This window comes from Collimonas humicola (assembly GCF_018304945.1).
Lineage (GTDB): Bacteria > Pseudomonadota > Gammaproteobacteria > Burkholderiales > Burkholderiaceae_D > Collimonas > Collimonas humicola.
The window spans coordinates 454256-479092 of sequence record NZ_JAGQEE010000003.1 but is presented as its reverse complement, the minus strand read 5'-3'; the positions used below and the strand labels follow the sequence as shown (position 1 = coordinate 479092).

General features: G+C 62.4%; 20 protein-coding genes. 9 read left to right on the top strand and 11 right to left on the bottom strand.

From position 1 onward, the window contains the following. Window positions 1–30: 30 nt before the first annotated feature. Complete coding sequence (locus tag KHU30_RS13665) at window positions 31–660, bottom strand: hypothetical protein (RefSeq protein WP_211443145.1); 630 nt, start codon at window positions 658–660, stop codon at window positions 31–33. A 138-nt stretch (window positions 661–798) separates the two neighbouring features. Between KHU30_RS13665 and KHU30_RS13660 the strand changes: the two genes are divergently transcribed. Together KHU30_RS13660 and KHU30_RS13655 are read left to right on the top strand one after the other, a co-directional pair. Then, window positions 799–1479: a heavy metal response regulator transcription factor gene (locus KHU30_RS13660; protein ID WP_211443144.1), complete on the top strand. Its 681-nt coding sequence runs from the start codon at window positions 799–801 to the stop codon at window positions 1477–1479. Beyond that, window positions 1476–2912, top strand: a complete 1437-nt coding sequence (locus tag KHU30_RS13655) for a heavy metal sensor histidine kinase (RefSeq protein WP_211443143.1) — start codon at window positions 1476–1478, stop codon at window positions 2910–2912. Before KHU30_RS13660 ends, KHU30_RS13655 begins: the two co-directional genes overlap by 4 nt. A gap of 37 nt (window positions 2913–2949) precedes the next feature. Here KHU30_RS13655 and phnD read toward each other — a convergent pair whose 3' ends face one another. Then, the gene (gene phnD / locus KHU30_RS13650) at window positions 2950–3960 is read right to left on the bottom strand and encodes a phosphate/phosphite/phosphonate ABC transporter substrate-binding protein (RefSeq protein WP_211443142.1); all 1011 of its coding nucleotides are present in this window, start codon (window positions 3958–3960) and stop codon (window positions 2950–2952) included. Between the two features lie 156 nt (window positions 3961–4116). Continuing rightward, a complete protein-coding gene (locus KHU30_RS13645) occupies window positions 4117–5433 on the bottom strand; it encodes a haloacid dehalogenase-like hydrolase (protein WP_211443141.1) in 1317 nt (438 codons plus the stop codon). A 358-nt stretch (window positions 5434–5791) separates the two neighbouring features. Here KHU30_RS13645 and KHU30_RS13640 point away from each other — a divergent pair, with 358 nt between their 5' ends. Both KHU30_RS13640 and KHU30_RS13635 read left to right on the top strand, forming a co-directional pair. Continuing rightward, on the top strand, window positions 5792–6967 hold the full coding sequence (locus tag KHU30_RS13640; RefSeq protein ID WP_211443140.1) for a geranylgeranyl reductase family protein: 1176 nt from the start codon (window positions 5792–5794) through the stop codon (window positions 6965–6967). 86 nt (window positions 6968–7053) lie between these two features. Next, the gene (locus KHU30_RS13635) at window positions 7054–7650 is read left to right on the top strand and encodes a DUF4399 domain-containing protein (RefSeq protein WP_211443139.1); all 597 of its coding nucleotides are present in this window, start codon (window positions 7054–7056) and stop codon (window positions 7648–7650) included. 30 nt (window positions 7651–7680) lie between these two features. Here the strand turns inward: KHU30_RS13635 and KHU30_RS13630 are convergent, their stop codons facing one another. From KHU30_RS13630 to KHU30_RS13595, 8 genes are all read right to left on the bottom strand, one after another. Beyond that, window positions 7681–8217: a methylated-DNA--[protein]-cysteine S-methyltransferase gene (locus tag KHU30_RS13630; protein ID WP_211443138.1), complete on the bottom strand. Its 537-nt coding sequence runs from the start codon at window positions 8215–8217 to the stop codon at window positions 7681–7683. A gap of 229 nt (window positions 8218–8446) precedes the next feature. Next, entirely contained in the window at window positions 8447–9739 is a 1293-nt protein-coding gene (locus KHU30_RS13625) for a type II toxin-antitoxin system HipA family toxin (RefSeq protein ID WP_329956680.1), read from the bottom strand. 41 nt (window positions 9740–9780) lie between these two features. Further along, a complete protein-coding gene (locus tag KHU30_RS13620; protein ID WP_211443136.1) occupies window positions 9781–10029 on the bottom strand; it encodes a helix-turn-helix domain-containing protein in 249 nt (82 codons plus the stop codon). A 377-nt stretch (window positions 10030–10406) separates the two neighbouring features. After that, entirely contained in the window at window positions 10407–11438 is a 1032-nt protein-coding gene (locus KHU30_RS13615) for a Glu/Leu/Phe/Val family dehydrogenase (protein ID WP_211443135.1), read from the bottom strand. 353 nt (window positions 11439–11791) lie between these two features. Continuing rightward, entirely contained in the window at window positions 11792–13042 is a 1251-nt protein-coding gene (locus tag KHU30_RS13610) for a DEAD/DEAH box helicase (RefSeq protein ID WP_211443134.1), read from the bottom strand. Window positions 13043–13192: 150 nt separating this feature from the next. After that, window positions 13193–15664, bottom strand: coding sequence for a DEAD/DEAH box helicase (locus tag KHU30_RS13605; protein ID WP_211443133.1), 2472 nt, complete (start codon window positions 15662–15664; stop codon window positions 13193–13195). After that, on the bottom strand, window positions 15661–16422 hold the full coding sequence (locus tag KHU30_RS13600) for a fumarylacetoacetate hydrolase family protein (protein ID WP_211443132.1): 762 nt from the start codon (window positions 16420–16422) through the stop codon (window positions 15661–15663). The genes KHU30_RS13605 and KHU30_RS13600 overlap by 4 nt, the downstream gene beginning before the upstream one ends. Continuing rightward, window positions 16419–17171, bottom strand: coding sequence for a GNAT family N-acetyltransferase (locus KHU30_RS13595; RefSeq protein WP_211443131.1), 753 nt, complete (start codon window positions 17169–17171; stop codon window positions 16419–16421). Before KHU30_RS13595 ends, KHU30_RS13600 begins: the two co-directional genes overlap by 4 nt. 274 nt (window positions 17172–17445) lie before the next feature. Between KHU30_RS13595 and KHU30_RS13590 the strand changes: the two genes are divergently transcribed. The 5 genes from KHU30_RS13590 to KHU30_RS13570 all read left to right on the top strand — a co-directional run bounded on the left by KHU30_RS13590 (window position 17446) and on the right by KHU30_RS13570 (window position 24744). Further along, complete coding sequence (locus KHU30_RS13590; RefSeq protein ID WP_211443130.1) at window positions 17446–19542, top strand: S9 family peptidase; 2097 nt, start codon at window positions 17446–17448, stop codon at window positions 19540–19542. A gap of 64 nt (window positions 19543–19606) precedes the next feature. Continuing rightward, window positions 19607–21805, top strand: a complete 2199-nt coding sequence (locus tag KHU30_RS13585; RefSeq protein WP_211443129.1) for a prolyl oligopeptidase family serine peptidase — start codon at window positions 19607–19609, stop codon at window positions 21803–21805. Between the two features lie 74 nt (window positions 21806–21879). After that, the gene (locus tag KHU30_RS13580; RefSeq protein ID WP_211443128.1) at window positions 21880–23265 is read left to right on the top strand and encodes an ATP-binding protein; all 1386 of its coding nucleotides are present in this window, start codon (window positions 21880–21882) and stop codon (window positions 23263–23265) included. Continuing rightward, a complete protein-coding gene (locus KHU30_RS13575; protein ID WP_211443127.1) occupies window positions 23255–23917 on the top strand; it encodes a response regulator transcription factor in 663 nt (220 codons plus the stop codon). The genes KHU30_RS13580 and KHU30_RS13575 overlap by 11 nt, the downstream gene beginning before the upstream one ends. Next, window positions 23914–24744: a DUF2861 family protein gene (locus tag KHU30_RS13570; protein ID WP_211443126.1), complete on the top strand. Its 831-nt coding sequence runs from the start codon at window positions 23914–23916 to the stop codon at window positions 24742–24744. Before KHU30_RS13575 ends, KHU30_RS13570 begins: the two co-directional genes overlap by 4 nt. Window positions 24745–24837: the final 93 nt, after the last annotated feature.

The following is a 24837-nucleotide window of genomic DNA, read 5'->3' as shown; positions in this document are numbered from 1 at the left end:
CCGCCCGCAAAATTGCATTGCAAAACCGCACTACATCGGCGGCACTACGCCATTGACGCCAACCGTGGCGCGGCCGACGACATCGCTGCCATCGGCTGCCTTGCTGACAAAGAACACGCCATGCGCGCCAGGCACCAGCAGGCTGCGGTCACCCTTGTTGAGGCTGACGATAGGGACATCGGCCGGCACCACGATTTTCTTTTCGCCATCCGGATACTTGACCGTGATGGTGCGGCCGCTGGTCACCACCACATCGCCCACGGTGCCGTTGGTCATGCTGCTCTTCTTGCCCAGGTCCCAGGCGTAATGGCCTTCGCCGACCTTCATGCCGGCCGGGAAGACGTGCACTTCCAGCGCCTTCAGGCTGCCGTCAGGCAGCGGCACGGCGGCGCTGCCGATGAAGCTGTCGGACTTGATGTCGGTAATGGCGGCATGGCTGACCGAGAACAGCATCAGGTCCGGCGCCAGTTTCAAGGTCAGCTTCTTGCCGGCCTTGGTGCTGACTTCAAGATTGTCAGCGTTCACTTTTTCAATCGTGGCGCGCACCCTGACCGGGGGCGCCATGGCGGCGGTCTGGGCGATGGCGACGCTGCCGTAGGCGAGCAAAGTCGATGCGGCCAGCGCAGGAACAAGCCGGCGCAGGAATTGTGCAGTTGTCATGGGATCAGTCTCGGTGGTTGCTGGGAAGCCCAGTCTAGGCGCGCCGGAGTGTCTTATCGGTGACATATGAATGACAATATTGTCATTCTTCCCGGCAAGCGAATTGATAGAATGGGCCATCTATATCAAGGACTCAGCATGGCTATCCTCGTCATCGAAGACGACCCGAAGACCGGCGCCTACCTCAAGAAAGGCCTGCGCGAATCAGGTTATGCGGTCGACCTGGTGCGCAACGGCAGCGACGGCTTGCACATGGCGCTGGAGAATTCCTACGACCTGGTGGTGCTGGACGTGATGCTGCCCGGCACCGACGGCTGGAAAATCATGGGTGCGATCCGCGCCCGCCGCGACCTGCCGGTCATCTTCCTGACCGCGCGCGACCACGTGAACGACCGCATACGCGGACTGGAACTGGGCGCCGACGATTACCTGGTCAAGCCGTTTTCGTTTACCGAACTGCTCCTGCGCATCCGCACCATGCTGCGGCGCGGCGTGGCGCGCGAGGCGCATGAGCTGGACTTTTTCCAGGTGGCCGACCTGCAGCTCGATCTCTTGCGCCGCAAGGTCACGCGCCAGGGCATAGACATCGTTCTCACCAACAAGGAATTCCTGCTGCTGCACCTGCTGGTCAAGCGCCAGGATGAAGCCTTGTCGCGCACTGTCATCGCCTCCGAGGTGTGGGACATGAATTTCGACAGCGACACCAATGTGGTCGATGTCGCCATCAAGCGCCTGCGCGCCAAGATCGACAATCCTTTCGAACGCAAGCTGATCCACACGGTGCGCAGCATCGGCTACATGTTCTCGGAAAATCCATGACGCCCTGGCGCACCCGCTCGCTGACCGCGCGCGTCGCTTTGCTGTTTGCGCTGGTCGCCTGCGCCATCGTCACCAGCCTCGGCATGTATCTGTATTCGTCGACGCGGCAGGCGCTGGAAACCCGCGCCGATTATTCGCTGGTCGGCAAGGTGGAACATTTCCGCAGGCTGCTGCATGATCTTTACAACGTCAAGCAGATGGAAGACCGGCCGGCGCTGTTTGAAATCATGCTGGGCAGCGAGCAGGATGTGCTGATGTTCAGCTATCCCGGCCAGGCGCCGTTCGTGCGCGTCAATCCCGATAACATGACGCCGCCGGCGATGAAGCCGGTCGGCCTCGACCAGCCGCTGACGCTGGCCGCGCTGCAGGCTGGCGAGCGCGCCGACGGCGTGCGGGTGCGCTGGGTCTCAGCCGAAGCCGAGGTAGGCAGCGACGGCACCAAGGTCGTGATTGTCGGCGCTCACGTGATGACGCAGGAATCGCATATCCTTTCCGCCTACTACTGGCAGGTGATTGGCGCGGCCGCGGTGTCGGTGCTGCTGGCGGCGCTGCTCGGCTTCCTTGTCCTGAAGCGCGGTTTCCGGCCGCTGAACGCGATGGCCGAGCGCGCCGCCGAAGTCAGTCCCACCAATATTTCGATACGTTTGCGCGAAGAGGATGCGCCGCAGGAGTTGCGGCTGCTGGCCGCCTCCTTCAACGCCATGCTGGACCGGCTGTCCGACGGCTACGAGCACCTGTCGCAGTTTTCCGCCGACCTTGCGCACGAGATCCGCACGCCGATCGGCGCCCTGATGGGGCAGACCCAGGTGACGCTGAACAAGGTGCGCAATGCCGGCGAATACCAGCAGGTGCTGGAATCGAACCTGGAAGAACTGCAGCGCCTGAGCCGCATCGTGGAAAACATCCTGTTCCTGGCGCATGCCGACCATGCCGGCCTCGCCGTCGAGAAAGCGCCGCTGGCGCTGGCCGAGGAGCTGCACAAGATCGCCGAGTATTTTGAAGGCGTGGCCGAAGAACGCGATATCAGACTGGTGGTCGACGCCAGCGGAGAGCTGGAGGCCAGCCCGGTGATGTGGCGCCGCGCGGTCAGCAACCTGGTAGTCAACGCGGTGCGCTATGCGCTGCCGGGAAGCACCATACGCCTCAGCGGCAAGCCGCAGGCGCAAGGCATCTGCGTTGAAGTGGAAAACCGGGGAGATCCGATCCCGCAAGAACAGCTGGACCGCTTGTTCGATCGTTTCTACCGCGGCGACAAGTCGCGCAGCGAGTTCACGGAATCGAACGGCCTTGGGCTGGCGATTGTGCGCGCCATCATGCAGGTGCACGGCGGCAGCGCCGAGGTGGCTTGTACGGCTGCGGGGGAGATCCGCTTCAGCCTGTATTTTCCGCAGCAGCTGCAGGAGCGCGTGCAGGAACAGAAGGCGCGAGCCTGAGACGGCGGCTCGCGCAGGTGTTGCCGGGGCGGATCGATTAACGCAAACGCGCCATCTCCAGCGCCATGCTCAGCTTGCCGAAGCGGGCGGTGATGTCTTCAAAGGCTTTCTGCTTTTGCGCGGTGCTCAGCTTGGTGTCGTACATATTGTTGCGCAGCAGGCCGAACATGGTGAGATCGGCGATCGGCTTCAGCTGGGCATCGGTGGAATGCTGGAAGCCTGACAGGTCGAGGATTTTCTGCAGCACGTCAGGCTGGCTGGCCGGATTCTTCGGCTTGCCGTAGGTGACGAAAAACTCTTCGATGCGGGCCTTGCTGGCGGCCGGCAAGTCCTTGCGGTACAGCAGCGGATCGTTAGGGATCAGCGGCGACGACCAGATCACGCGCACCTTGCTGAACTGTTCCGGCGATTCCTTTTGCAGGCGGTCCAGCTCTTCGGTATTGTTGGTGGCGACATCGACCTGGCCGTTGATCACGGCCTGCAGGTTCTTCTTGTGATTGCCGATCGCGATGGACTTGAACAGCCGTTCCGGTTCTACCTTGTTCTTGGCGAAGGCGTAATAGGCCGGCACCAGGTAGCCCGAAGTCGAACTCTTGTCGCCATCGTAGAAGCTGTACACGCCCTTGTTGCTCAAGATGTCCTCGAACGATTTGACCGGGCTTTTGGCCGGCGTGATCAGCACCGAGTTGTAGCCGTGCGAACCGTCTTTCTTGACCATCTGCGCGAACACTGTCGACTGGTTGTCTTCCACCGCTTCCAGCGCGCTCTTGCTGCTCAGCCAGGCCACCTGGATGGTGTTCGTTTTCAGGCCGGCCAGGATGTCGCTGTAGTTGGTGGAAACCACCGTGCGCACTTCCATCTTGGTGTATTTGGCGAAGTCGTCGATCACCGGCTGCCAGCGCTTTTGCGTATCTTCGATGGTGGTGGTGGCGATCAGGCCGATGGTGATCTTGCGCGGACCGTCGTCGTCCTTGGCGATCGCGCGCGGCACGATGCAATACATGGCGATGGAGCTCAGCAAGAGCGCGGTTTTCAGTAATTTCTTCATTATTGCCTATCTGACTATTTCAAGGTGATGGAAAACATGGAGCACCGGCCGCACTGGGCGGCCGGGGTATTCAAATGGCGTTGAATCTGAGGGACCTGAGCCGGCTCCGGTATGGGAACCGGCTGCCTCAAGCCGGAAACCTGAGGCGAGGCGGAATCAGCCTAGCAGCGCTTCGCTGCTCTTGCCGTACTTGATGCTGGCTTCCGACGGCATCCAGTTGCCGGTCTGTTCGTTGCGGCCTTGCAGCAGGAAGCGCGGCGCCGCTGCCGGGATCTGTTCGGCGGCCAGTTTCGACAGATCGCCGATCTTGCCCTTCTTCATGCGGTTGACGATCATGCCCAGCTGGGTATCGGAAAAATCGCGCAGCATGTCGTAGTCGCCATCGCTGTCGCCGGCCACGAAGACCGGACCGTAGCCTTTGCTGGCCACCAGTTCTTTCTTGATCACTTCCGTCTTGCCCGGGCCCCAGTTGAGCGGCCAGCCAGCCTTGTACTGGTTGACGAAGACGCCGTTGGCGCTTTCCAGGCGCAGGCCCAGCACGTGTTCGCGCTTGACGTTGTAGCCGTACTTCGGCGTGGTGGCGAACACCGCCACCACATCTTCCAGCGAGGCCGAGCTGACGTAGACGTCGATGCCGCTCTGCTGCAAGGCATCCATCAAGGTGGCGATCTCGGTGCACAGGCGGATCCCGTGGAAATGCGTGACGCTGACGATGCCGGCCTTGCCCGGCTGCGACGCCGGGCTGGTGTACTTGGTCTTGACCAGGCCGAGGCCCAGATTGTGGTCGTTGGAGGCTTCCGCCAGTTTCTGCACTTCCGCCACCGACATGTTGGTGAAGAAGTAGATCACCCATGGATAGCCGACATTGACGCCGTAGGTTTCGTTGACGGCTTCATACAGGTAGTACAGCTTGGCGCGGAAGTCCTGGAACTGCACGGTTTCGCGGATTTCTTCCAGCTTCTTGTCGCCCTTGAATTTGTCGCAGTTGTCGTACAGGTATTGATAGTCGCTGTCGATATCGCTGCAGATGGCTTCCAGTTCGACGCGCTGGCCGGCGGCGTTCTTGTAGTCGGCGGCAAACGGGCCGGCCGGTACGTTCTGGCGGATGATCGCGGCCATTTCCGGCGGCGTCAGCTTGTAGGAGAGGGTGTTGATCTGGTACATCAGCAACGCTTCTTCGGTGTCGTTCATGATGCTGGTGTTGTCCCAGTCGAACACCGCGTAAGGACGGCGCTTGGGATTGTAGCCGGCGCTGCTGTTGCCGTTGCGCGCGATCAGGGCTTGCAGCTGCTGATGATTGCGCTCGCCCCATTTGGCGCGGTCCAGCTTCAGGCCGGCGGCCTTGGCTTCTTTCGCCAGCAGTTCCGCCGGCGCCAGCGCGGCGGCGGCCAGTCCCGCTACCAGGCCGCCGGTGAGCAGTGTGCGGCGTTTTTGTAAAGTGACTGTGTCTTCCGGTTTTTTCACGGTTTTCATGATTGCGGCCTCCCTGTGCCAGTCGAAATACATAAATAAATTATTGCCATATGGAATCTTTTGTGCTTGTCGCTTGGACAGCCGAATACACTAGCATATTTCTATTTAGAAACGTAGCTGAGCGGCAAATAAAACTGCAAAAGAAACGCGTCAATCGTCACCCGCAAGAGCTGTGCCGATGTCTGCCTGTCCGGCGATTTTCAGCTATGCTCATGGTTCCGCCGGGCAATGTGTGTGCCGCGGCCAGACCTTTACGAGGTGCTGCTGATGAAGTCGTGGGGAAATCCGGAGCTAAGCTGTTTTCTGGCCTGCCGCCGCCGTGGCGCGAGCCGCCTTTCATTGGCATCGGCGGCGCGCCATGGCAATTGACGACAGCGCTGTCAGCGATGTGCTGATCGTCGGCGCCGGCCCGGCCGGCTCGCACCTGGCATATCTGCTGGCGCAGCAGGGTTTGCGGGTGACCATCATCGACAAGCAGGCCTTCCCGCGCGCCAAAGTCTGCGGCGGCGGCCTGTCGCGCAAAGCCATGGACCTGCTCGGCTTCGAGCTCGGCGCCGCCATGCACCAGCCGATAGCGGGCGCCATTCTTACCTACGGCAACCGCGACGCCGTGCTCAAGCAAATGCAGCCGATGGCGGCCTGCACCGTGGTGCGCAGCGAATTCGACAAGATGCTGCTGGATCGCGCCTGCGCCGAAGGAGTGCGCTTCTGCCCCGAAACGGCGTTTGTCGATGCTGTCGAATCCGCCGACGGAATCAGCGTGGCGACCAGCCGCGGGGTGCTGCACAGCCGCTTGCTGCTGGCTGCCGACGGCGCCGCCAGCGCGGTGCGCAACCGCCTGTTCGGCAAGGACCTGGTGGCGTATGTGCCGGCGCTGGAGGCCATGGTGTGGCCCGAGGAAGGTGCGCTGGAACGCTTCGGCCAGCGCGCGCTGTTCGATTTCGACGGCATGCCGCACGGCTACGGCTGGATCTTCCCGAAGCGCGACCATTTCAATATAGGTGTGTACTCACCTTTCGGCGGCACCGCATTGCGCCAGCACCTGGATCGCTTTAGCGCGGCTTACGCCAGCCTGCAGCGGCCGCAAAAAATCGAATATCAAGGCTATATCATTCCCCTGGCCAATCGCCGCCGGCAGTTCCAGCGCGGCCGCGTGTGGCTGCTGGGCGATGCCGCCGGGCTGGCGGAAGCCTTGTTCGGCGAAGGGATTTATTTTGCGCTGAAGAGCGCCACGCTCGCCGCCCGGGCGATCGCCGCGGACGGCTTGCGCGCCGATTCCATGGCCTATAGCAGGTTGCTGCGGCGTGAACTGTTGCCCGAACTGCGCGCCGCAAACTGGATGGCGCAGCTGGTCTACCGCTTTCCGAAACTGACGTTTTCCCACCTGGTGCTCAACCAGCGCATCAACCAGGATTTCGCCGGCCTGATCAGCGGTCAGATGGGCTACCGCCGTTGCCTGCTCAAGACCGTGCTCGGATTTCCGCGCTGGCTGATGCCGAGCAAGGCGCCCGACCCGGACAGCCTGCTGGCGTAAGCGGCAGCTGCCGCTGGCCTTCGCTCACCCGATTTTCACCCAAGCACCTATGCATCATTTCCTACACCGGCCCTATGGATAACTCAATGACTGCACAACGCAAGACATCCCACAAAATCCTGGTAAAACAATCCGTCGTCTATCGCTCCTTCCTGGTGCTGCCGCTGCTGGCCGGCGCAGCGCTGGCCTGCGGCCATGCATCGGCTGCGCCAGCGGTTCCGGCGACCGCAAAAGCTGCCGATACCCGCGTCGATACCGATTCCATCATCAGCACCATCAATGCGTCGGAGCGCACGCGGCCGTTTCCGGTCGGCGAGAAGCTGGCTTATTTCGTCAATATCAAGGACGGCGACCAGGTACGCTCGCCGTTCCGGGTCGCTTTTGCGGTCACCGGCATGGGCGTGTCGCCGGTGGCGGCAGGCGATATTCACGGCACCGGCCATCATCACATCCTGATCGATATGCCGATGCCGGCCGATATCAAGGCGCCGATCCCGTTCGATAAAGCGGATGAGTACCAGCACCAGCACTACAAGCATTTCGGCAATGGCGAAACAGAAACCCTGCTCGACCTGCCGGCCGGCAAGCACACGCTGCGGCTGCTGTTCGCCGATCACAATCACGTGCCTTACTATATTTCCAGCAAGGAGATTACAGTGGTGGTGCTGGACAAGACGCACTGAAACAAGATGCGCCAGGCTTGTCGCCGGGCCTCAGAAACCCGGCAGGCGCATGCTCTCCGGATCGCCGACTTCGGCACGCTCGTGGCCCAACAGCCAGGCCTTGCGCTCCAGGCCGCCGGCAAAGCCTGTCAGCTTGCCGTCGGCGCCCACCACCCGATGGCAGGGCACGATAATGGCGATCGGATTGGTGGCGTTGGCGCTGCCGACTGCGCGCGCGCCGTTGTGCTCGCCCATCTGCAGCGCCAGCTTGCCGTAGGTGGTCATGCGCGCCGGCGGGATCTGGCGCAGCGCCGCCCACACGCGCTGCTGGAATTCGGTGCCGTTGGTGGCGACGGCGATATCTTTCAGCGCATCCAGCTGGCCGCTGAAATAGCGCTGCAGCGCCGGCTCGGCGCTGGACGGCGCGCTGGCGTCGCTGAGGGTGTAATGGCCGTAGTGGGTGCTCAGCAAGCTGCGCATGCGCGGCTCATAGTCTTCGAAGTCGAGCGCGCGCACGCGGTCCTGGCTGTCGGTGACCAGCAGGATGACGCCGATGGGCGAGGCGACGCGGTGTAGGAATAGATTCATGTGGGTGCTCCCGTCAGATCAGATAGCAGATAGCCGTGCTTAGCTTATGACGACAGTTTACAGATACATGGGCTTCCATGCATCCTGAGTCTTGCGGTCGAATTCGATTTCAGCAACCCGCGCTGCCGGCAGCGGCATGCGGTGCGGATCCTTGGCCTCGTCGCCGCTGATCCGGGTGCGAATCGGCTCCGGGCAGTCCTTGGTTCATGGAATCGAATATTCACCGGCCCTAGTGTTGGGCAAGCTGTTCCGCGCTGGCGCGTATTCCCTTGAAAATCGAGTCTGCCACCCTATCCGGGAATCCCGGCGGAATTTGCGCCATGGCTTCATCAAGAGCATGCGGAAGCTGCGCAAGGATTTTGTCGATGATGTCGTCAATTCTTGTTTCCAGCCCACAGGCTTGCGCCGTGGAGATCCAGTGGCGCCGGCGGAACTCGGACCATGCGTAATGCCGGTTCTTTCCCTGAATTGCCATGGCCATCTTGACCTTTTTAGGTGAGAGCTGGTGTTTGGAATTGCCTAGAACCGGGTAGGCCGACAATACGTCATAGCTTGGCGTCAGCCTGAACCGGCCTTCCGGTAAAAGGAAAACACTGAAATTCTTGGCGTGTCCGTCGATCGCGCAGAGCAACCAAAACAAGATTTGCGTACGCATGAAGTTGAGGCGGTCCTCGTTGGCAGTTACCGAACCTAGCAGCAATTCCATGATGCGTATGATGCCCGGACCTCCTTCAGACTCGTACTTCAAAGAGCCCGGAGTGCCCGTAACCTGGCAGAAATCCTCTTGGGGCAGGCGGATGATCCAACTTCCATCGTCGGAAAATTCTCGGTCGAATCGCTCAACTTCCAGCACTTGCCGGGCGCCGAAATGACGGATATGGCTCTCGGCCACCTGAATTCCAAACGCGGCCATGATGCGAGAGCACAGCCATTCGTTTTCAACGGATGTCGTCAAGTCAATGCCGCGATTTGCGACTCCAATGGGAAGTTTCAAAATATGCGTGGTCGGAGTCGGCCCCTGCGGATGCATCCACTTGCCGTCAAGCTTTAGCAACGCCGTCTTTTCTTGTGCGCCTGCAAGCGAAATTCGAAACTCTGAGTCGTCTTGCCCATCGTCTTGCTGCGAATTGGGTGTAAGGCATTCTTCGAGCAGCTGCTCGATGTCTTCTTCCGACATAGGCGCGCCCTGGATGCGGCGTATGTCGGCAGGGGCCGTGTCCTCCGGCAGCAATTGCAGGGCGCCAACGCAGTCACGCCCGATTTGTTCTAGCAGGTCGAATGCTTTAACCGACGCCGCATGGAATCTGGATTGGATGCGTTCGCGTATTTTCCGGGTATCGGGGAGAAGATTATCGAAGAAGTCATTGACCGTCTGGTCTCGATACGGTTTGCTTGCAGGGCGCAAGGGCATCGACAGGGAAATCGGCCGTTTGCGCGGCGAATTGAGCCACGTTTCATGGTAGGAAAATTCGGAAGCGCCGTTGCCTTTTAGCATCCAGCGTCCGACGAGCTCCCCATTCATCCATACGCCGAGAGCGCGAGAATGTGATTTCCGGCCCATGGCTACCACTCGCCTTTTGACGTGATGTCGACGGCCGGTATGTCTCTGACAACAAGCTCCAGGCCTAGCGCAGAGAGGACGCTCAGTAACCGGGCGACGCTGCTTCCCCCCGGTGCGTTCTCCAGCACCGAAACGGCCTCTTGCTTGAGTCCGATGAGCCCCCCCACCGCGTCTTGCGTGAGCTTCTTTTGACGCCGCGCTCCCTTGAGAATGTGGGACAGTTGCTCAGGAGTTCGTACGGGATAGTCCATGACGCACCTTTATAGGGTTAAGTCTATAATTTTATTATATAGATAAAACCTTATAAATGGAAATTATATGAAATTCCTTATAATTTCAAATTATAAGAAATACTGCATAAATATATTGTTGCTTGCTGCATCATCGGCGCCTCTTGCCCCTTTTTTTCCGCCTCGCGCAATACCCACTTCTACTCTAGTGCAATGAACGTCTCGCCGGAACATTCCCCGGTATCCGGGTTATCAAAGCGATGCCGCCAAACTCGAACCGCACCGCTATGCGCAACCATTAAAAAAAATGCCCGCTTGTATAAGCGGGCATTTTGCAAAGGATGTTCCTGGTTGCCAGAAGAGACTGAATTACCGGCACCAGGATATTTCCATGGACATTAGCGTTTGAAGCGAGCTTCCGCCAGCTTGTCGGCCACGACGCTGGTCGGCAAGCCTTCCGAGTCGGCGCGCTTGAAGATTTCCGACAAGGTGACGCCGATTTCGCGCACGTGCGCTTCGACATCGGCTTCCGGCTTTTCGTAGTACTCGTAGCACACCTTGATGATGCCGCCGGCGTTGATCACGAAGTCCGGCACGTAGAGGATTTCCTTGCGGCGCAGCAGTTCGCCGACTTCAGCGGTCGCCAGCTGGTTGTTGGCGGCGCCGGCGACGATCTTGGCCTTCAGGCGCGCCAGGGTAGCGGGGTTGAGCGTGGCGCCCAGTGCGCACGGCGCGTAGATGTCGGCCTGCACATCGTAAATGGCGTCGGTGGCGACGACTTCGGCGCCGAACTCGGCGCGTGCGCGTTCCAGCGCGGCCTGGTCGATGTCGGTGACGATCAGCTTGGCGCCGGCTTCATGCAGGCGGCGCGCATAGTCGTAGCCGACATTGCCCAGGCCTTGCACGGCTACGGTCAAACCTTGCAGCGAATCGCGGCCCAGGTAGTGCTTGACCGCCGCCTGCGCGCCGACGAAGCAGCCCAAGGCGGTGAACGGCGACGGATCGCCGCTGGCGCCGAGGCCGGCGACGTACTTGGTCTTGGCAGCGATGTGCGCCATGTCGGCCGGGCTGGTGCCGACATCTTCCGCCGTGATGTAGCGGCCGCCCAGGCGTTCCAGGGCTTCGCCCATGGCTTCGAACAATGCGGGTGTCTTGGCAGTCTTGGGATTGCCGATGATGACGCTCTTGCCGCCGCCGATAGGCAGGCCGGCAACCGCGTTCTTGTATGTCATGCCGCGCGACAGGCGCAGGACGTCGTTGACGGCAACTGCTTCGCTGGCGTAATCCCACATGCGGCAACCGCCCATGGCCGGGCCGAGATTGGTGTTGTGGACAGCGATGATGCCTCTGAGGCCGGATTTTTCTTCGGAAACGAAGACCACTTGTTCGTGGTTGTCGAAATTCAATTCATTGAAAATGAAGGTACTCATGCTTTTGGCTCCGTACGGATAGCATTTGCGCGTCCGGGTAGGGCGGGCTATGGTTTTCCGTTGTTCTCTAGGGTTAAGGTCAGTAATACAGGTGTCCGCGGCAGGTTGGCGCCGGCAAACGGGTAAGGCCGTGATTGTGTCACGCAAGCGTGAGTGTAATTTATCGCTATGTGAAACTCAATTGAGTTCGTTGACCGGGGCTGAGATTGTACTCAAAGTATTGCGTAAATGATATTTCGCTTGTGTGAAAGATGCGAGATATGGCTGGGCTACGGGCCCGCAAGGACATCTTGATCAATGCGCGCCAGGCGCGCGCTTTGGCGTATCACCGGCGGTTTTCCTGTAAGCGAGGCTTATTCGTTTTCACCGCGCGCAGCCGCTTCCCGCAGCTTGTCTTTCTTGCTCTTGCGCTTGCCCTTGACGCCGCCATTGGCGGCATCGGCCGGTGCTGCTGGCGGCGTGGCGACATCGACCGGTTCAAAGCCGGCAATCTGCTCGCGCTCGCACTTCAAGTGATGGCGCTTCTCGATCAGGTGGAAGTGCGCTTCAGTATCGGCGCTCACGAAGCTGATGGCGATGCCGCTCTTGCCGGCGCGGCCGGTGCGGCCGATGCGGTGGGTATAGTCCACCGCCGAGCGCGGCAGGTCGTAGTTCAGCACCACCGGCAGTTGCGCGATGTCGATGCCGCGCGCGGCGACATCGGTGGCGACCAGCACCTGCAGCTTGCTGGCCTTGAAATCCGCCAGCACTTCATCGCGCGCGCCCTGGCTGAATTCGCCATGGAAGGCGGCGGCCTTGATGCCGGCGCGATGCAGTTTATCGGCGATATGTTCCGCCGAATACTTGGTGGCGACAAACACCAGCACCCGGCCCCATTTATTCTCCTTCAACAGATGCCGCAGCAATTGCGTGCGGCGGCCGGCGTCGACCATGATTGCGCGCTGTTCGATATCCGGCTGGTTCTGCGCCAGCGCCGGCACCGCGATGCGCACCGGCTGGTGCAGCATGCGGCCGGCCAGCGCATGTACCGCGGTCGGGAAGGTGGCCGAAAAAAACAGGCTTTGGCGCTGCGCCGGCAACAGCGCCAGGATGCGGTTGATCTCTTCGCTGAAACCCATGTCCAGCAAGCGGTCCGCCTCGTCCAGCACCAGCGACGCCACCTCCGACAGCTTCAAGGCATTATGTTCGATCAGGTCGAGCAGGCGGCCCGGCGTCGCCACCGCCAGGTCGGCGCCGCCGCGCAGGTCCATCATCTGCGGATTGATCGAAACGCCGCCGAACAAGGCCGCGATCTTCAATGGCTGCGGACAGGCTCGCGCCAGCGTGCGGATGGCTTCCGCGGTTTGCTGCGCCAGTTCGCGGGTCGGCACCAGGATCAGCACGCGCAGCTTGCGCGGGGTGCTGGGGCCGTGTTGCAGGAATTGCAGCAGCGGCAGCGCAAACGCCGCAGTCTTGCCGGAGCCGGTCTGCGCCGCGGCCAGGACATCGGCGCCGCGCAATATTGCCGGAATGGCGGCGACCTGAACCGGCGTCGGCGTGGCATACCCGCGTTCGGCAACGGCATGCAGGATGGCGGGGGACAGACCCAGAGAGGAAAATGACATGGCAACGGGCCGTAAAGCTTGTAGGGCCGTCATCTTACCATTTGCGCCAAACGAACAATCCACCGCATTTAATTGGGGTCAGAGTCGAATTATTGCAATTTATTCGACTCTCGACCCCAATTGTTGAGTTGCTTGTATGTACGCCGGCTTTCAGGCCAGCGGCGCCAGCAACAGCTGCAGATCTTCGCTGCTGAACTTGGTCTCCAGCGCGGTATCGCTGCCCAGCACGCCTTCGGCCAAGGCGCTTTTGCGCGCCTGCAGGTCGATGATGCGCTCTTCGATGCTGCCTTCCACCACGATCTTGTAGACAAACACCGTCTGCTCCTGGCCGATGCGGTGGGCGCGCGCCGTGGCTTGCTCCTGCACCGCCGGATTCCACCAGGGATCCATGTGGATCACGGTATCGGCCGCAGTCAGGTTGAGGCCGACGCCGCCGGCTTTCAGGCTGATCAGCAGCAGCGGCACGGTCTTGCCCTGGAATTGCGCGACCAGTGCGCCGCGCTGTGCCGGCGGCGTCTTGCCGGTCAGGGCCAGCCAGGGCAGTTGCAACTGATCGAGTTCGACGGCGATCAGGTCCAGCATTTCAGTGAATTGCGAAAACACCAGGATGCGGCGGCCTTCCGCCACCAGCGCCGGCAGCATGTCGCGCAGCAGCTCCAGCTTGGCGCGTTCCATGCAGGCGTCATGCCGCATGTGTTTCAGCAGGAAGGGATCGCAGCAGACCTGGCGCAGCTTGAGCAAGGCATCGAGGATGGTGATCTGGCCGCCGGCAAAGCCCTTGCGCTTGAGCACGCCGCGTATCTGTTCGTCGGCCGCCACCCGCACGCTTTCGTAGAGATCGCGCTGCTGTCCCTGCAACTGCACGCGCTTGACGGTTTCGCTGAGCGGCGGCAGTTCGCTCGCCACTTCATCCTTGCGGCGGCGCAGGATGAACGGCCGCACCCGCTGCGCCAGCAATTGCGCGCGCACTGTCTGGCCGCCGATTTCGATCGGCTTGCGCCACAGGCGCGTGAAGCTGCGCATGTCGCCGAGGAAGCCGGGCATCAGGAAATCGAACTGGGTCCATAGCTCGCCCAGGTGGTTTTCCAGCGGCGTGCCGGTGATGCACAAGCGGTGCCGCGCGCGCAGGCGGCGCACGGCGCCGGCGCTGCGGGCGGCGGCGTTCTTCACGGTCTGGGCTTCATCGAGGATCAGCAGGTGGAAGGCCTGCGCCTCCAGCGCCGCGCGGTCGCGCCACAGCAGCGGGTAGGTGGTGAGGATCAGGTCGTACTCCGCCATGCGGGCGAAATCGCGATGGCGTTCCGGCCCTTGCAGGGCGAGAACGCGCAGGCCGGGCGCCATGCGCCGCGCTTCCGCCTGCCAGTTGAAGATCAGCGAAGTCGGCAGCACCGCCAGCGCCGGCAGGTCAAGGCGGCCAGCCTGCTTTTCGATCAACAGATGGGCCAGCGCCTGCGCGGTTTTTCCCAGTCCCATGTCGTCGGCCAGGATGCCGGCCAGATTTTGTTCACGCAGGTATTGCAGCCAGGCGACCCCGTGCAGCTGGTAGGGACGCAGGACGACGCCCAGTCCTGCCGGCGCCGCTACCGCCTGCGGCGTGCCGGCGCCGCGCAGCCGTTGCGCCAGCGCGCGCAGGCCGGCGTCGCCTTGCAATTGCCAGCCGCCATGGGAGCCGGCGCGTTGCGCTTGCGTGTCGAGCAGGCTCTGGCGCATGGCTTCCAGCCGGTAGGCATCCCAGGACGAGAGCGCCAGCGGCCCCTCCTTGCGCAGCGGATCGCTCAGCAATTCCAGCATGCTGCCGACGATCGCCTTGAGCGGCGCCGCCAGCGCGTCTATCCGTTTGCCGCCGGGGGCGCGCAGCGTGATCAGGGCGTGGTCGTCGATCAGGGCCATCTTGGCAGCGTCCAGCCAGCGGCCGTCGCGCTGCAGCAGGTGCGCCAGCAGCGGCGCCAGGTCGACCATTTCGCCGTCGATTTCGATGCCCAGGGTGAGCAGCCAGGAACCTTCGCCGGCCGGCAGGCCCAAGGCCGTAACGGTTTGCTCGCGGCCGCGCATGCGGGCGGCGACTTCCTTGCTCAGTATTTCGCCGGTGGCAGGGCTGATCGTGAGATGCCAGGCGTCGACCGGCACGCTCTCGTGCGCAAAGCCGGGGTGCACCACGATAGACCAGCCCTTGGCCTGCAGATCCGGCAACTGCTCGGCCCAGAAATCGCCGAAGAAATCTTCCTGCACCAGCGTCCACAGCGAGGCCAGCCGCACGGCGGCATCCTGTTCCGCTTTCTCGTTGCGCCACTGCAGGGTGTCGCTCGGCAGCGGATGCAGGCCCAGGTCCCAGACCAGGTCGAGAGCGTCGGCTTCCGCGCCGAGGTCGCGCACCAGCAGGCGTTGGCCTTTGTCGTTTTCGACGGTCTGCGATGAGGCCGGGCGGCGGTTCAGCAAGGTGGTGGGCGCAGCGGTTTCCCAGTGAAAGCCATCGTCGGTGCTGTAGGTCCAGGTGATCTGCGCCACCGTGACATTCGGACCGCGCGGGCCGAACGGCCCCGAAGGGCGCATGCCCAGCAAGCCGTCGCCGCGGCCCAGGGTTTGCAAGCTCAGGCGCGGGCGGAAACGGCCGACAGCGCTCATCGCGCCTCGAAGGATAGCTGCAGCCGGCCGAGTTCACCGTATTGGATGGCGATGTCCTGCACGAGCGGCAGATCGAAGCTGCCGGCGTACGAGCCGGTGATCACGGCCTGGCCTGCCAGCAAGCCTTGCCCGCGGCTGCGCAGGAACTCGGCCAGCCAGTACAGCGGCGCGCGCGGCGCGACGGCGGGATGGCGGCCTTGCAGCAGCCTGGCTTCCTGCTTGCCGGCATGGATGCTGATCGCCAGTTCGCTGGCGTTGCGCGCCTGCTCCATATCCACTTGCGGGCCGAGGTACAGTCCCTGGTTGAGCAGACCGTCGGCCAGGTTCTCAATAAAGCTCGCTTGCGCGGGATCGGTGTAGCGGCTGTCTATCAATTCCAGGGCCAGATGGGTGGCGCCGATAGCGGCATCGACTTCTGCCGGCTGGTAAGGTGTTGCGCGCGCCGGCAGGTCCCGGCCGAGCACGAAAGCGAGCTCCGGTTCTACCCGCACCTGGCCGCCGCGCGCCCATGCCAGGCAGGGGCTGCCGCGGTGCACGGTGGCGGCATGGATGGGCGCCAGCACAGGCTGGCCGTCAACCGGCAAGCCGCACTTCCAGGCGGCGACGCCTTCGCCCAGCTGTTGCGCGACAAGCATCTGCAGCGTCAGCGCCGCATCGGCATCCTGCGGCCGCAAGTGCGGCGGCAGACGATCGCCCGGCTGGCCGCTGCGGCGGCGTTCGGCCAGGATGGCGGCGGCAAGGGCTGCTTGAGACGTCATGGTTTAAGCCAGTAGTGATATTGGTATTGCATGGTAAACCCAAGCTTGCAATAGAGCGCGCAAGCCGCCTGGTTAGCGACGTGCACCTGGAGGTAGGCGCTGCTTGCTCCCTGCGCCTGGCCCCAGTGCAGCAAGGCCGCCACCAGCCGGGTGGCGATGCCGCCGCGGCGCGCCGCCGGGGCGACCACGATGTCGAACAGGCCGACCACGCCATGCTCCGCCACCGCCAAGCCATAGGCAACAGCCTGGCCTTGCACTGTCAGCGTGGCGAACGCGGCCGGCATGGTAATCGCCGCGAGAATGCGCTCATGGGCGACCTGCGCAGCCGCAGGCAGACCGTTCGCCTGGGCAAAGCCCGCGCTCCATTCCTGGCTGGCGCTTGCCTCGATCAAGACATCGTGCGCGGGCCGGCCGCTTGCGGCCAGCGGCGCGGTCATGACCTGGGTTGGGTCAACCATCCGGTAGCCGGCTTGTTCCAGCAATTGCGCGCTGTCGGCAGGCGCTAGCGGCGTGATGCGGAAGATCGCCGGCAAGTTGTGGCGGGCATAGAAATTTTCGGCCAGCTGCAGCGTTTCAGCGAACGCCACGCTCGGGCGCAAGGGATTGGCCGAGTTGGAGCGCTTGGTGTAGCCGTCCGCCAGGCGCAGCTGCCAGCCGCCGCACAGCGCTGTGTTGAGCGCCGGCCAGGCATTCAGGGCGCGTTCTTCCAGTGAACGTACAAGATCCAGGTCGGGCGGCGAAATAGTCATCTGGCTAGGCGGCGGAGAGTGGCGGAAAACTATTCTACCTGCGCCGGACGGTACGGTCGAATCGCCAGATGCATGGTGCGTGCATCGCGATATGTGGCCGCGCATATTGTTTTTTTGAAAAATTGCAGGTAACTTAGCAATCTGCAACAGAGTTGCATATGATGTCCGATGCGCGCGCATACCCGGGCGCGCAGCTTGTCCACACAAGGATCTGTACACTATGTTCTTTCTTCAGCAACGCGCCCCTACCCTGGGCGTTTTTATATTGGCTCTGATGACCACTACTTCCGTTTCCGCCGCATCTCTACCGACACCGCCAGTCGCCGCCAAACAAGCCTGGCAGGAAAGCCGCCATGGCGAGATCGTCACCGACGACTATCACTGGCTGCGCGAAAAGACCAATCCCAAGGTGATCGCCTACCTGAAGGCGGAGAATGCCTATACCCAGGCCATGACCAAGGATTTGGCGCCGCTGTCGAAGACGCTGTACGGCGAAATGAAGGGCCGCATGAAAGAAACCGACCTGTCGGTGCCGACCCGGCGCGGCAAGTTCTACTATTACAGCCGCACTGAAGCCGGCCAGCAGTATCCGATCATCTGCCGCCGCCTGGCCAAGGCAGACGCCGATTTTGCCTACGACGCCGCAGCGCCGGAAGAAGTGCTGCTGGATGAAAACCAGCTGGCCAAGGGTAAGAAATTCTTCCAGGTCGAAAGCTTCGCCGTCAGTCCCGACGACCGCTACCTGGCTTACTCGACCGACACCACCGGTTATCGCCAGTACCAGCTGCACGTCAAGGACCTGAGCAGCGGCAAGCTGCTGGCCGATAGCGTCCAGCGCGTCACCAGCGTGGCCTGGGCGGCCGACAGCCAGACCTTGTTCCTGGTGCAGGAAGACGCCACCACCAAGCGTTCCGACCTGCTGCTGCGCCTCAAGCTGGGCAGCAAGCCGGCCGAGGTCTATCGCGAAACGGTGGAACAATTCAATATCGACGTTGGCAACAGCAGCGACCGCAAGTTCATCGAACTCGAAGCGCAAAGCACCGACACCACCGAAGTCAGCCTGCTGGCGGCGGACCAGCCGCAAGGCAGCTTCCGTTCGGTGCTGGGGCGCGAAACCGGCCATCGCTACCATGTCGACCACCGCGACGGCGAGCTGTTCATCCTGACCAACAAGGACGCCAAGAATTTCCGCCTGGTGACGGCGCCGCTGGCGACTCCGGACCAGGCTCACTGGAAAGAACTGATCGCGCACGATCCCCAGGTCTTGCTGGAAGCGATCGAGCTGTTCCAGGATTTCCTGGTAGTCAGCGAAAAGTCCGATGCGCAGGAGCGCTCGCGCATCTACGATTTCGCCAGCCGCAGCTGGAAAACCGTACAGTTCGATGAAGCGGTCTACACCTCGCACGCGGGCGGCACGCCGGAATTCACCTCGCACCAGTATCGCCTGATGTACGAGTCGCCGGTGACGCCGCCGACGGTGTTCGATGTCGACATGGCGAGCGGCAAGCGGCAGCTGCTCAAGCAGCAGGAAGTGCCGGGCTACGATCCGGCGCTGTACGAAACCAGCCGGCTGTGGGCGACGGCGCGCGATGGCGTCAAGGTGCCGCTCTGGACCGTCGCAAAAAAGGACATCAAGCTGGACGGCTCGGCGCCCTTGCTGTTGTACGGCTACGGTTCCTACGGCATTCCAGCCGAGGCGACCTTCTCCAACAGCCGCGTCAGCCTGCTCGATCGCGGCGTGGTGTTCGCCGAAGCGCATATCCGCGGCGGCAACGACATGGGCGAGCATTGGCATGACGACGGCATGCTGATGAACAAGAAGAATACCTTCAGCGATTTCATCGACAGCGCCGAATACCTGATAGGGCAGGGCTGGACCAGCCCGCAGAAACTGATCATCGAGGGCGGCAGCGCCGGCGGCCTGCTGATGGGCGCGGTCGTCAACATGCGTCCCGAGCTGTTCCATGCGGTGCACGCGGCGGTGCCGTTCGTCGACGTCATGAACACCATGATGGACGCCAGCCTGCCGCTGACCACCGGCGAATACCTGGAGTGGGGCAACCCCAACGAGAAGGCCGCCTACGACTATATGCGCAGCTATTCGCCCTACGACAATATCGCGCGCAAGGATTACCCGGCGATGCTGGTCACTACCGGCCTCAACGACAGCCAGGTCATGTACTGGGAACCGGCCAAGTACACCGCCAAGCTGCGCGCCATGAAAACCGATCGCAACCCCCTGCTGCTGAAAGTGAACATGGGCGCCGGCCACGGCGGCGCCTCGGGACGTTATGACGCCATCAAGGAGAGATCCTTCGAGATGGCGTGGATGTTGTCGCAATGGGGCATCACCCCGTTCGGCAAGAAATAGGCATTTTTTTACAAGAAGAAGCTCTACTTTGACGTTGTTTTGATTAACTCACGCAGGATTTTCCATGCCATTGATTAAGCATTCCTTCAAATTTCCCTTGCTGTCAGCGACTGCGCTGCTGATGGCTGCCGCAACCCTGGCCGCTCCCGGCGCCGCGCACGCCGTCACGGCCGCGCCGGTGCAGGACGTCAGCGACGTCTTGCATGGCGTCACGGTAAAAGATCCTTACCGCTATTTCGAAAATGTCAAAGATCCCAAGGTCCAGTCCTGGCTGAAAGAGCAGGGCGACAGCGCCCGCAAGGAACTCGACCGCATCGGGCTGCGCAGCCTGATGGAACAGCGCATCGCCGAGATTTCGGCCGCCACCGGCGACGACATCCGCTCGGTGACGCGCATGGCCGGCGATCACATCTACTACCTGAAGCGCGGCCGCGGCGAAAAGCAGTTCAAGCTGATGACGCGCGACGGCCTGCAGGGCGCGGAACGGGTGCTGGTCGATCCTGAACTGGAAGCCCGGCGCACGGGCGTGCCGCATGCGATCAACTACTTCGTGCCGGCCTGGGACGGCAAGCATGTCGCCTACGGCGTGTCCGCCGGCGGTTCGGAAGACGCTTCGCTGTACATCCTCGACGTGCAGAGCGGGAAAACAGTGGGCGAGCCGATTCCGCGCGTGCACGAAGCCTTGATCGGCTGGCTGCCGGACAGCAAGTCGTTCACCTACAACCAGCTCAAGGCGCTGAAGCCGGGCGATGCCGATTCCGAAACCTACCTCGACAGCAAGGTCATGTGGCTGAAAGTCGGCGATGCGGAAGCGCAAGCCAAGCCGGTGTTCGGTCCGACCGTTACCAGCGGTCTCGGTCTGGCGCGTCTTGACGTCGGCACCATCATCTTCAATCCGGGCAGCCGCTGGATGATTGCGCGCACCACCGACACGACCCTGCCCGAGGGCTATCTGTTCGTCGCCGATGTCGCCGATCTGAACAAGCCGACGGTAGCGTGGAAAAAAATCTCCAGCTTCGACGACAAGATCACCGATGTCGACCTCAAGGGCAATGACTTATATCTGCTGACTCACGCCGGGGCGCCGCGCAACCGCGTGCTCAAGCTCGACCTGCGCCATCCCGAGCTGAAGCTGGCGCGCGAAGTCGCCGCCGCGCCTGCCGACGCCGTGCTGGAAAAATTTGCGCTGACGCGTGACGCCCTGATCGCGGAAATCCGCGAAGGCACTGCTATCGTGCTGCGCCGCTATGCCGCCGGCGATGTCAAAGGCCAGAGCATCCCGGCGCCGTTCAAGGGCGCGGCCAGCCTGCAGAACGATCCGGCCCATGCCTACAGCGATGTGCTCTATACCCTGAACGGCTGGACCGAATTGCCGCGCACCCTGCTGTTGAAGGGCAAGGTTTCCAGCGACCCCGGCCTGCGCGTCAATCCGCCCATGCCCAGTCTGCCGCAAGTGGAAGTGGTCGACGTCAAGGTGCCTGGCTACGATGGCGCCATGATCCCGATGACCCTGCTGTACAAAAAAGGGCTGAAGCGCGACGGCAGCAATCCGACCCTGCTGGACGGCTATGCCGCTTACGGCTTTTCGCAGACCGCCTACTTCTCGCCCGCCAGCATGGCCTGGATCGAGCGCGGCGGCGTGCTGGCGTATGCCAATGTGCGCGGCAGCGGCGTCTACGGCGACGACTGGTACCGGGCCGGCTTCAAGGCCACCAAGCCGAATACCTGGAAAGACGGCATCGCCTGCGCTAGGTACCTGATCGCCGAAGGCTACGCCACGCCCAAGACGCTGGGCGTGATGGGCACCAGCGCCGGCGGCATCTTCGTCGGCCGCACCGTGACCAGCGCGCCGGAGCTGTTTGCGGCCGCTATTTTCAACGTCGGAATCATGGACACCGTACGCGCCGAAGACAGCGCCAACGGCATCACCAATATTTCCGAATTCGGCAGCGCCCGCAATCCGGCGGAATTTCCAGCCTTGCTGGAAATGAGTACTTATCATAATATCAAGGACAATACCGCTTATCCCGCAGTCATGCTGGTGCACGGGATGAACGATCCGCGGGTCGATGTCTGGCACAGCGCCAAGACCGCGGCGCGCCTGCAGGCCGCCACCAGCAGCGGCAAGCCGGTCCTGCTGCGGCTCGACATGCAGGCCGGCCATGGCATAGGCAGCACCGCCACGCAGCGTTATGCGCTGTCTGCGGATATCTACAGTTTCCTGTTGTGGCAGATGGGAAAGGCGAAGCAGAACGATAGCTGAGTTGCGCTATCGGCAATGGAGGAAATTTGATTAGCGGGGACAGTAGAACCGGCATGCGCCTTAGTGGGCGCCGCATGCAGCTTGCGATCTTCCTGCTGACCGCGCTGCTGTCCCCTGTTGCGCTTGCTGCCGTCGAGCAAGCGCTGGATCGCTTTACCGCATCGCTCGAACACGCTGCCCCTAGCGGCCAGCTGGCACTCCTTGAGCTGCAGCAGCTCAATGCAGCCCTGATCCAGCCAGCCTCGCTGTATCCCGCCTTCGGCCGCTTTGCGCTGCCGGTCTTGTCCCAGATCTACCGTTTTCGCCGGCAATGCAGCGGCACGCTCGAAGGCGTGCCGGCGGCAACGCGCGAATTCGAGCAGGCGCTGTGCGACCGGGCCACCTTGCCGGAGAGCTGGTTCGCCGGCCACGCGCCGATCCATCCGCTGGGCGGCAGCTACGCCTGGCATTACCTGACCCGCCATCCGCAAGCGGCGCCCATGTTGCAGCGCTATCTGCACGTGCGCGAACGCCTCGACGCCTTTGCCGGCCTCGGCCGCCTGTCGGACGACAACCTCGATGCGGTGGTCGGCGGCCAGCGCTGGCTGTTGCAACGCAATGTGCTGTGGTGGGAGCACGATCAGGTATGGCGGCGCTATGACGCCCAGGTATGGCAGCCGCTGGCGCGCCAGGCCGGCCTGCAGCTGCAGGCGGCCGGCCAGCGCTGCGACCTGATGCTGGGAACCATGTGCGCCAACAGCGTTTCCGCGATCGACAAATGGCAGGTCTGGATCTTGATGGCGGCTGCAGCGATGATCGTTTTCGCGCCGGGCAACATGTGGTGGCAACGCCGCCGGAGGCGCCAGCGCGAGCAATTCATCCTGCAGATGCTGACCCACGAATTGCGGACGCCGATAGCTAACCTGGGCAATATCGTCGAAGCATTCCGCCACGATTTCGATGCCCTGCCGGAGCGTGCGCAAACCGGCTTCGGCAGGCTTGCCGACGGTGTGCAGCGCATGCGCCAGCTGGCCAACGCCAGCCGTCATTATCTCAATGCCGACGACGAGCGCGGGATCCTGGAGGCGCCCACCTGGGTGTTGCTGAGCGAATGGCTGGATGCGGTCGCCGGGCAGCGCCAGGGCTTGCAGTTCTGCATGGGGCAGGATCGGCGGCTGGCGTTGCCGCTGTACTGGATCAACCTGTGCCTGGATAACGTGCTGGACAATGCCTATCGTTACGGCGCGGCGCCGGTGCGTCTCTGCGCCAGCTGGAGCAAAGGCTGCCTGCGCCTGAGTGTGAGCGACGGCGGCGTGCTGGCAGAATACCGGCTCGCGCGCTTGCAGCGCAGCGACCTGTCCGGTCCCGGCATGGGGCTCGGCCTGGCCATCGTCCACCGCGTAATGAAGCGGCTCAAGGGAAGAATCCGCCTGAACGGTCCTCCCACCACATTCACTTTGGAGTTGCCGTGTGAGTCATAATCCTAACGCATCGCTGCTGCTGATCGAAGATGATCCTGCCCTGGGCGCAGGTTTGCAGCAATTTCTGCAACAACAGGGTTTCACCTGCGTCTGGCTGTGCGATGCCGCTACCGTTGCCGCCCGCTGGCACCAGGCTGACCTGGTGATCCTGGACCGTCAGCTGACCGATGGCGACAGCCTGCGTTTCCTGCCGCAATGGCTGGCGCAGAAGGCCTTGCCGGTCATTGTCCTGACGGCGCGGATTGCCGTGTGCGACCGTGTCGCCGGACTGGAAGCCGGCGCCCGCGATTACCTCAGCAAGCCGTTTTCCCATGTCGAATTGCTGGCGCGGATCCGGGCCCAGCTGCGGCCGCTGGGCGAAGGCCTGCTGGAATCGGGCGGCCTGCAATTGTTCCCGGCGCGCCATGTCGTTCTGTGGCAGCAGCGGGAAGTCAGCTTGACCCACACCGAGTTCGCGCTGCTGGCAATGCTGGTGCGCATGGCCGGCCGCGTCTTCACGCGCGACGAACTGCTCAACCAGGTCTGGGGCTACCAGCACTTTCCGTCGACCCGCACGGTCGATACCCATATCTTGCAGCTGCGCCAGAAACTTCCTGGCGTTCCTATCGAAACCGTGCGCGGCGTGGGTTATCGCCTGGAAAGGCCGGTATGAGGACAGGCCTGGCCGTACTGGGCCTGCTGCTGTGTCTGAGCGCCGGCGCGGCGCGCGCCGAGCTGCCGGACACGCTGCTGGAACCGGTCTATCACGCTTTGCTGAGCGACAATGCGCCAGCCGCATGGCTGCAATTGATAGCGCGCTGGCCGAGGCTCAACAGCGAGACCCAGCGCGCCGCCTGGAAAGCCGGCCTGGGCGCGCTGATTTCGCGCCAGTGCGGCAACGATATCCCGGTTGCCGTACCGTCCTGGCTGGACAGTCCGATCCTGGCGCTGGTCCAGCGCGACATCCCCCTCAACCGTATCTATCGGATCCAGCTGAGCGGCAAGAGCAGCCGCCGCGACTTGCGCGTCTCCTTGCTCATGCCCGGCGGCGAAGCGCTGCTGACGGAAGCGCCGGCCAGCTATCAGGCCGACGACGAGTTCAGGCTGGAAAGCAAGGAACTGGGCGAGCCCTTGCCGCCTGGCGTATATCAGCTCAGTATCAGCTCGGGCGGCGCAACCTGGCGCCAGCCGCTGGCGCTGCAGGGCAGCAGCGCGCTCAACTGGATCAACCGCGAAAGCGGCGTCGTCAAGCTGCGCTTGCCGGAACATGAGACTGCCTGTCCGGTACCGTGGGTGGAACAGATGTTGCTGCACCGGCCGGATTTCAACATGGTGTGGTGGCGGCGCGCCAATAAGCCGGAGCAGCTGCAATGGCCGCACCGAAGCGACGCCGAATCCTTGTGGACAGACATTTCCGTGATCCGCGCCGAAGCGCGCGGCGGCCTGACGGTACGGACGATACATCGGCTGGGAGGGCCGCTGCAGGGCAAAGGAAATTAAATCTTCGGCATGGCCGCTGTATTCTTACATTCTTTTGACAATCAAATAATGTAATGCATTGATACTTGGTTTCCCCAGTTGACATGATTTGAC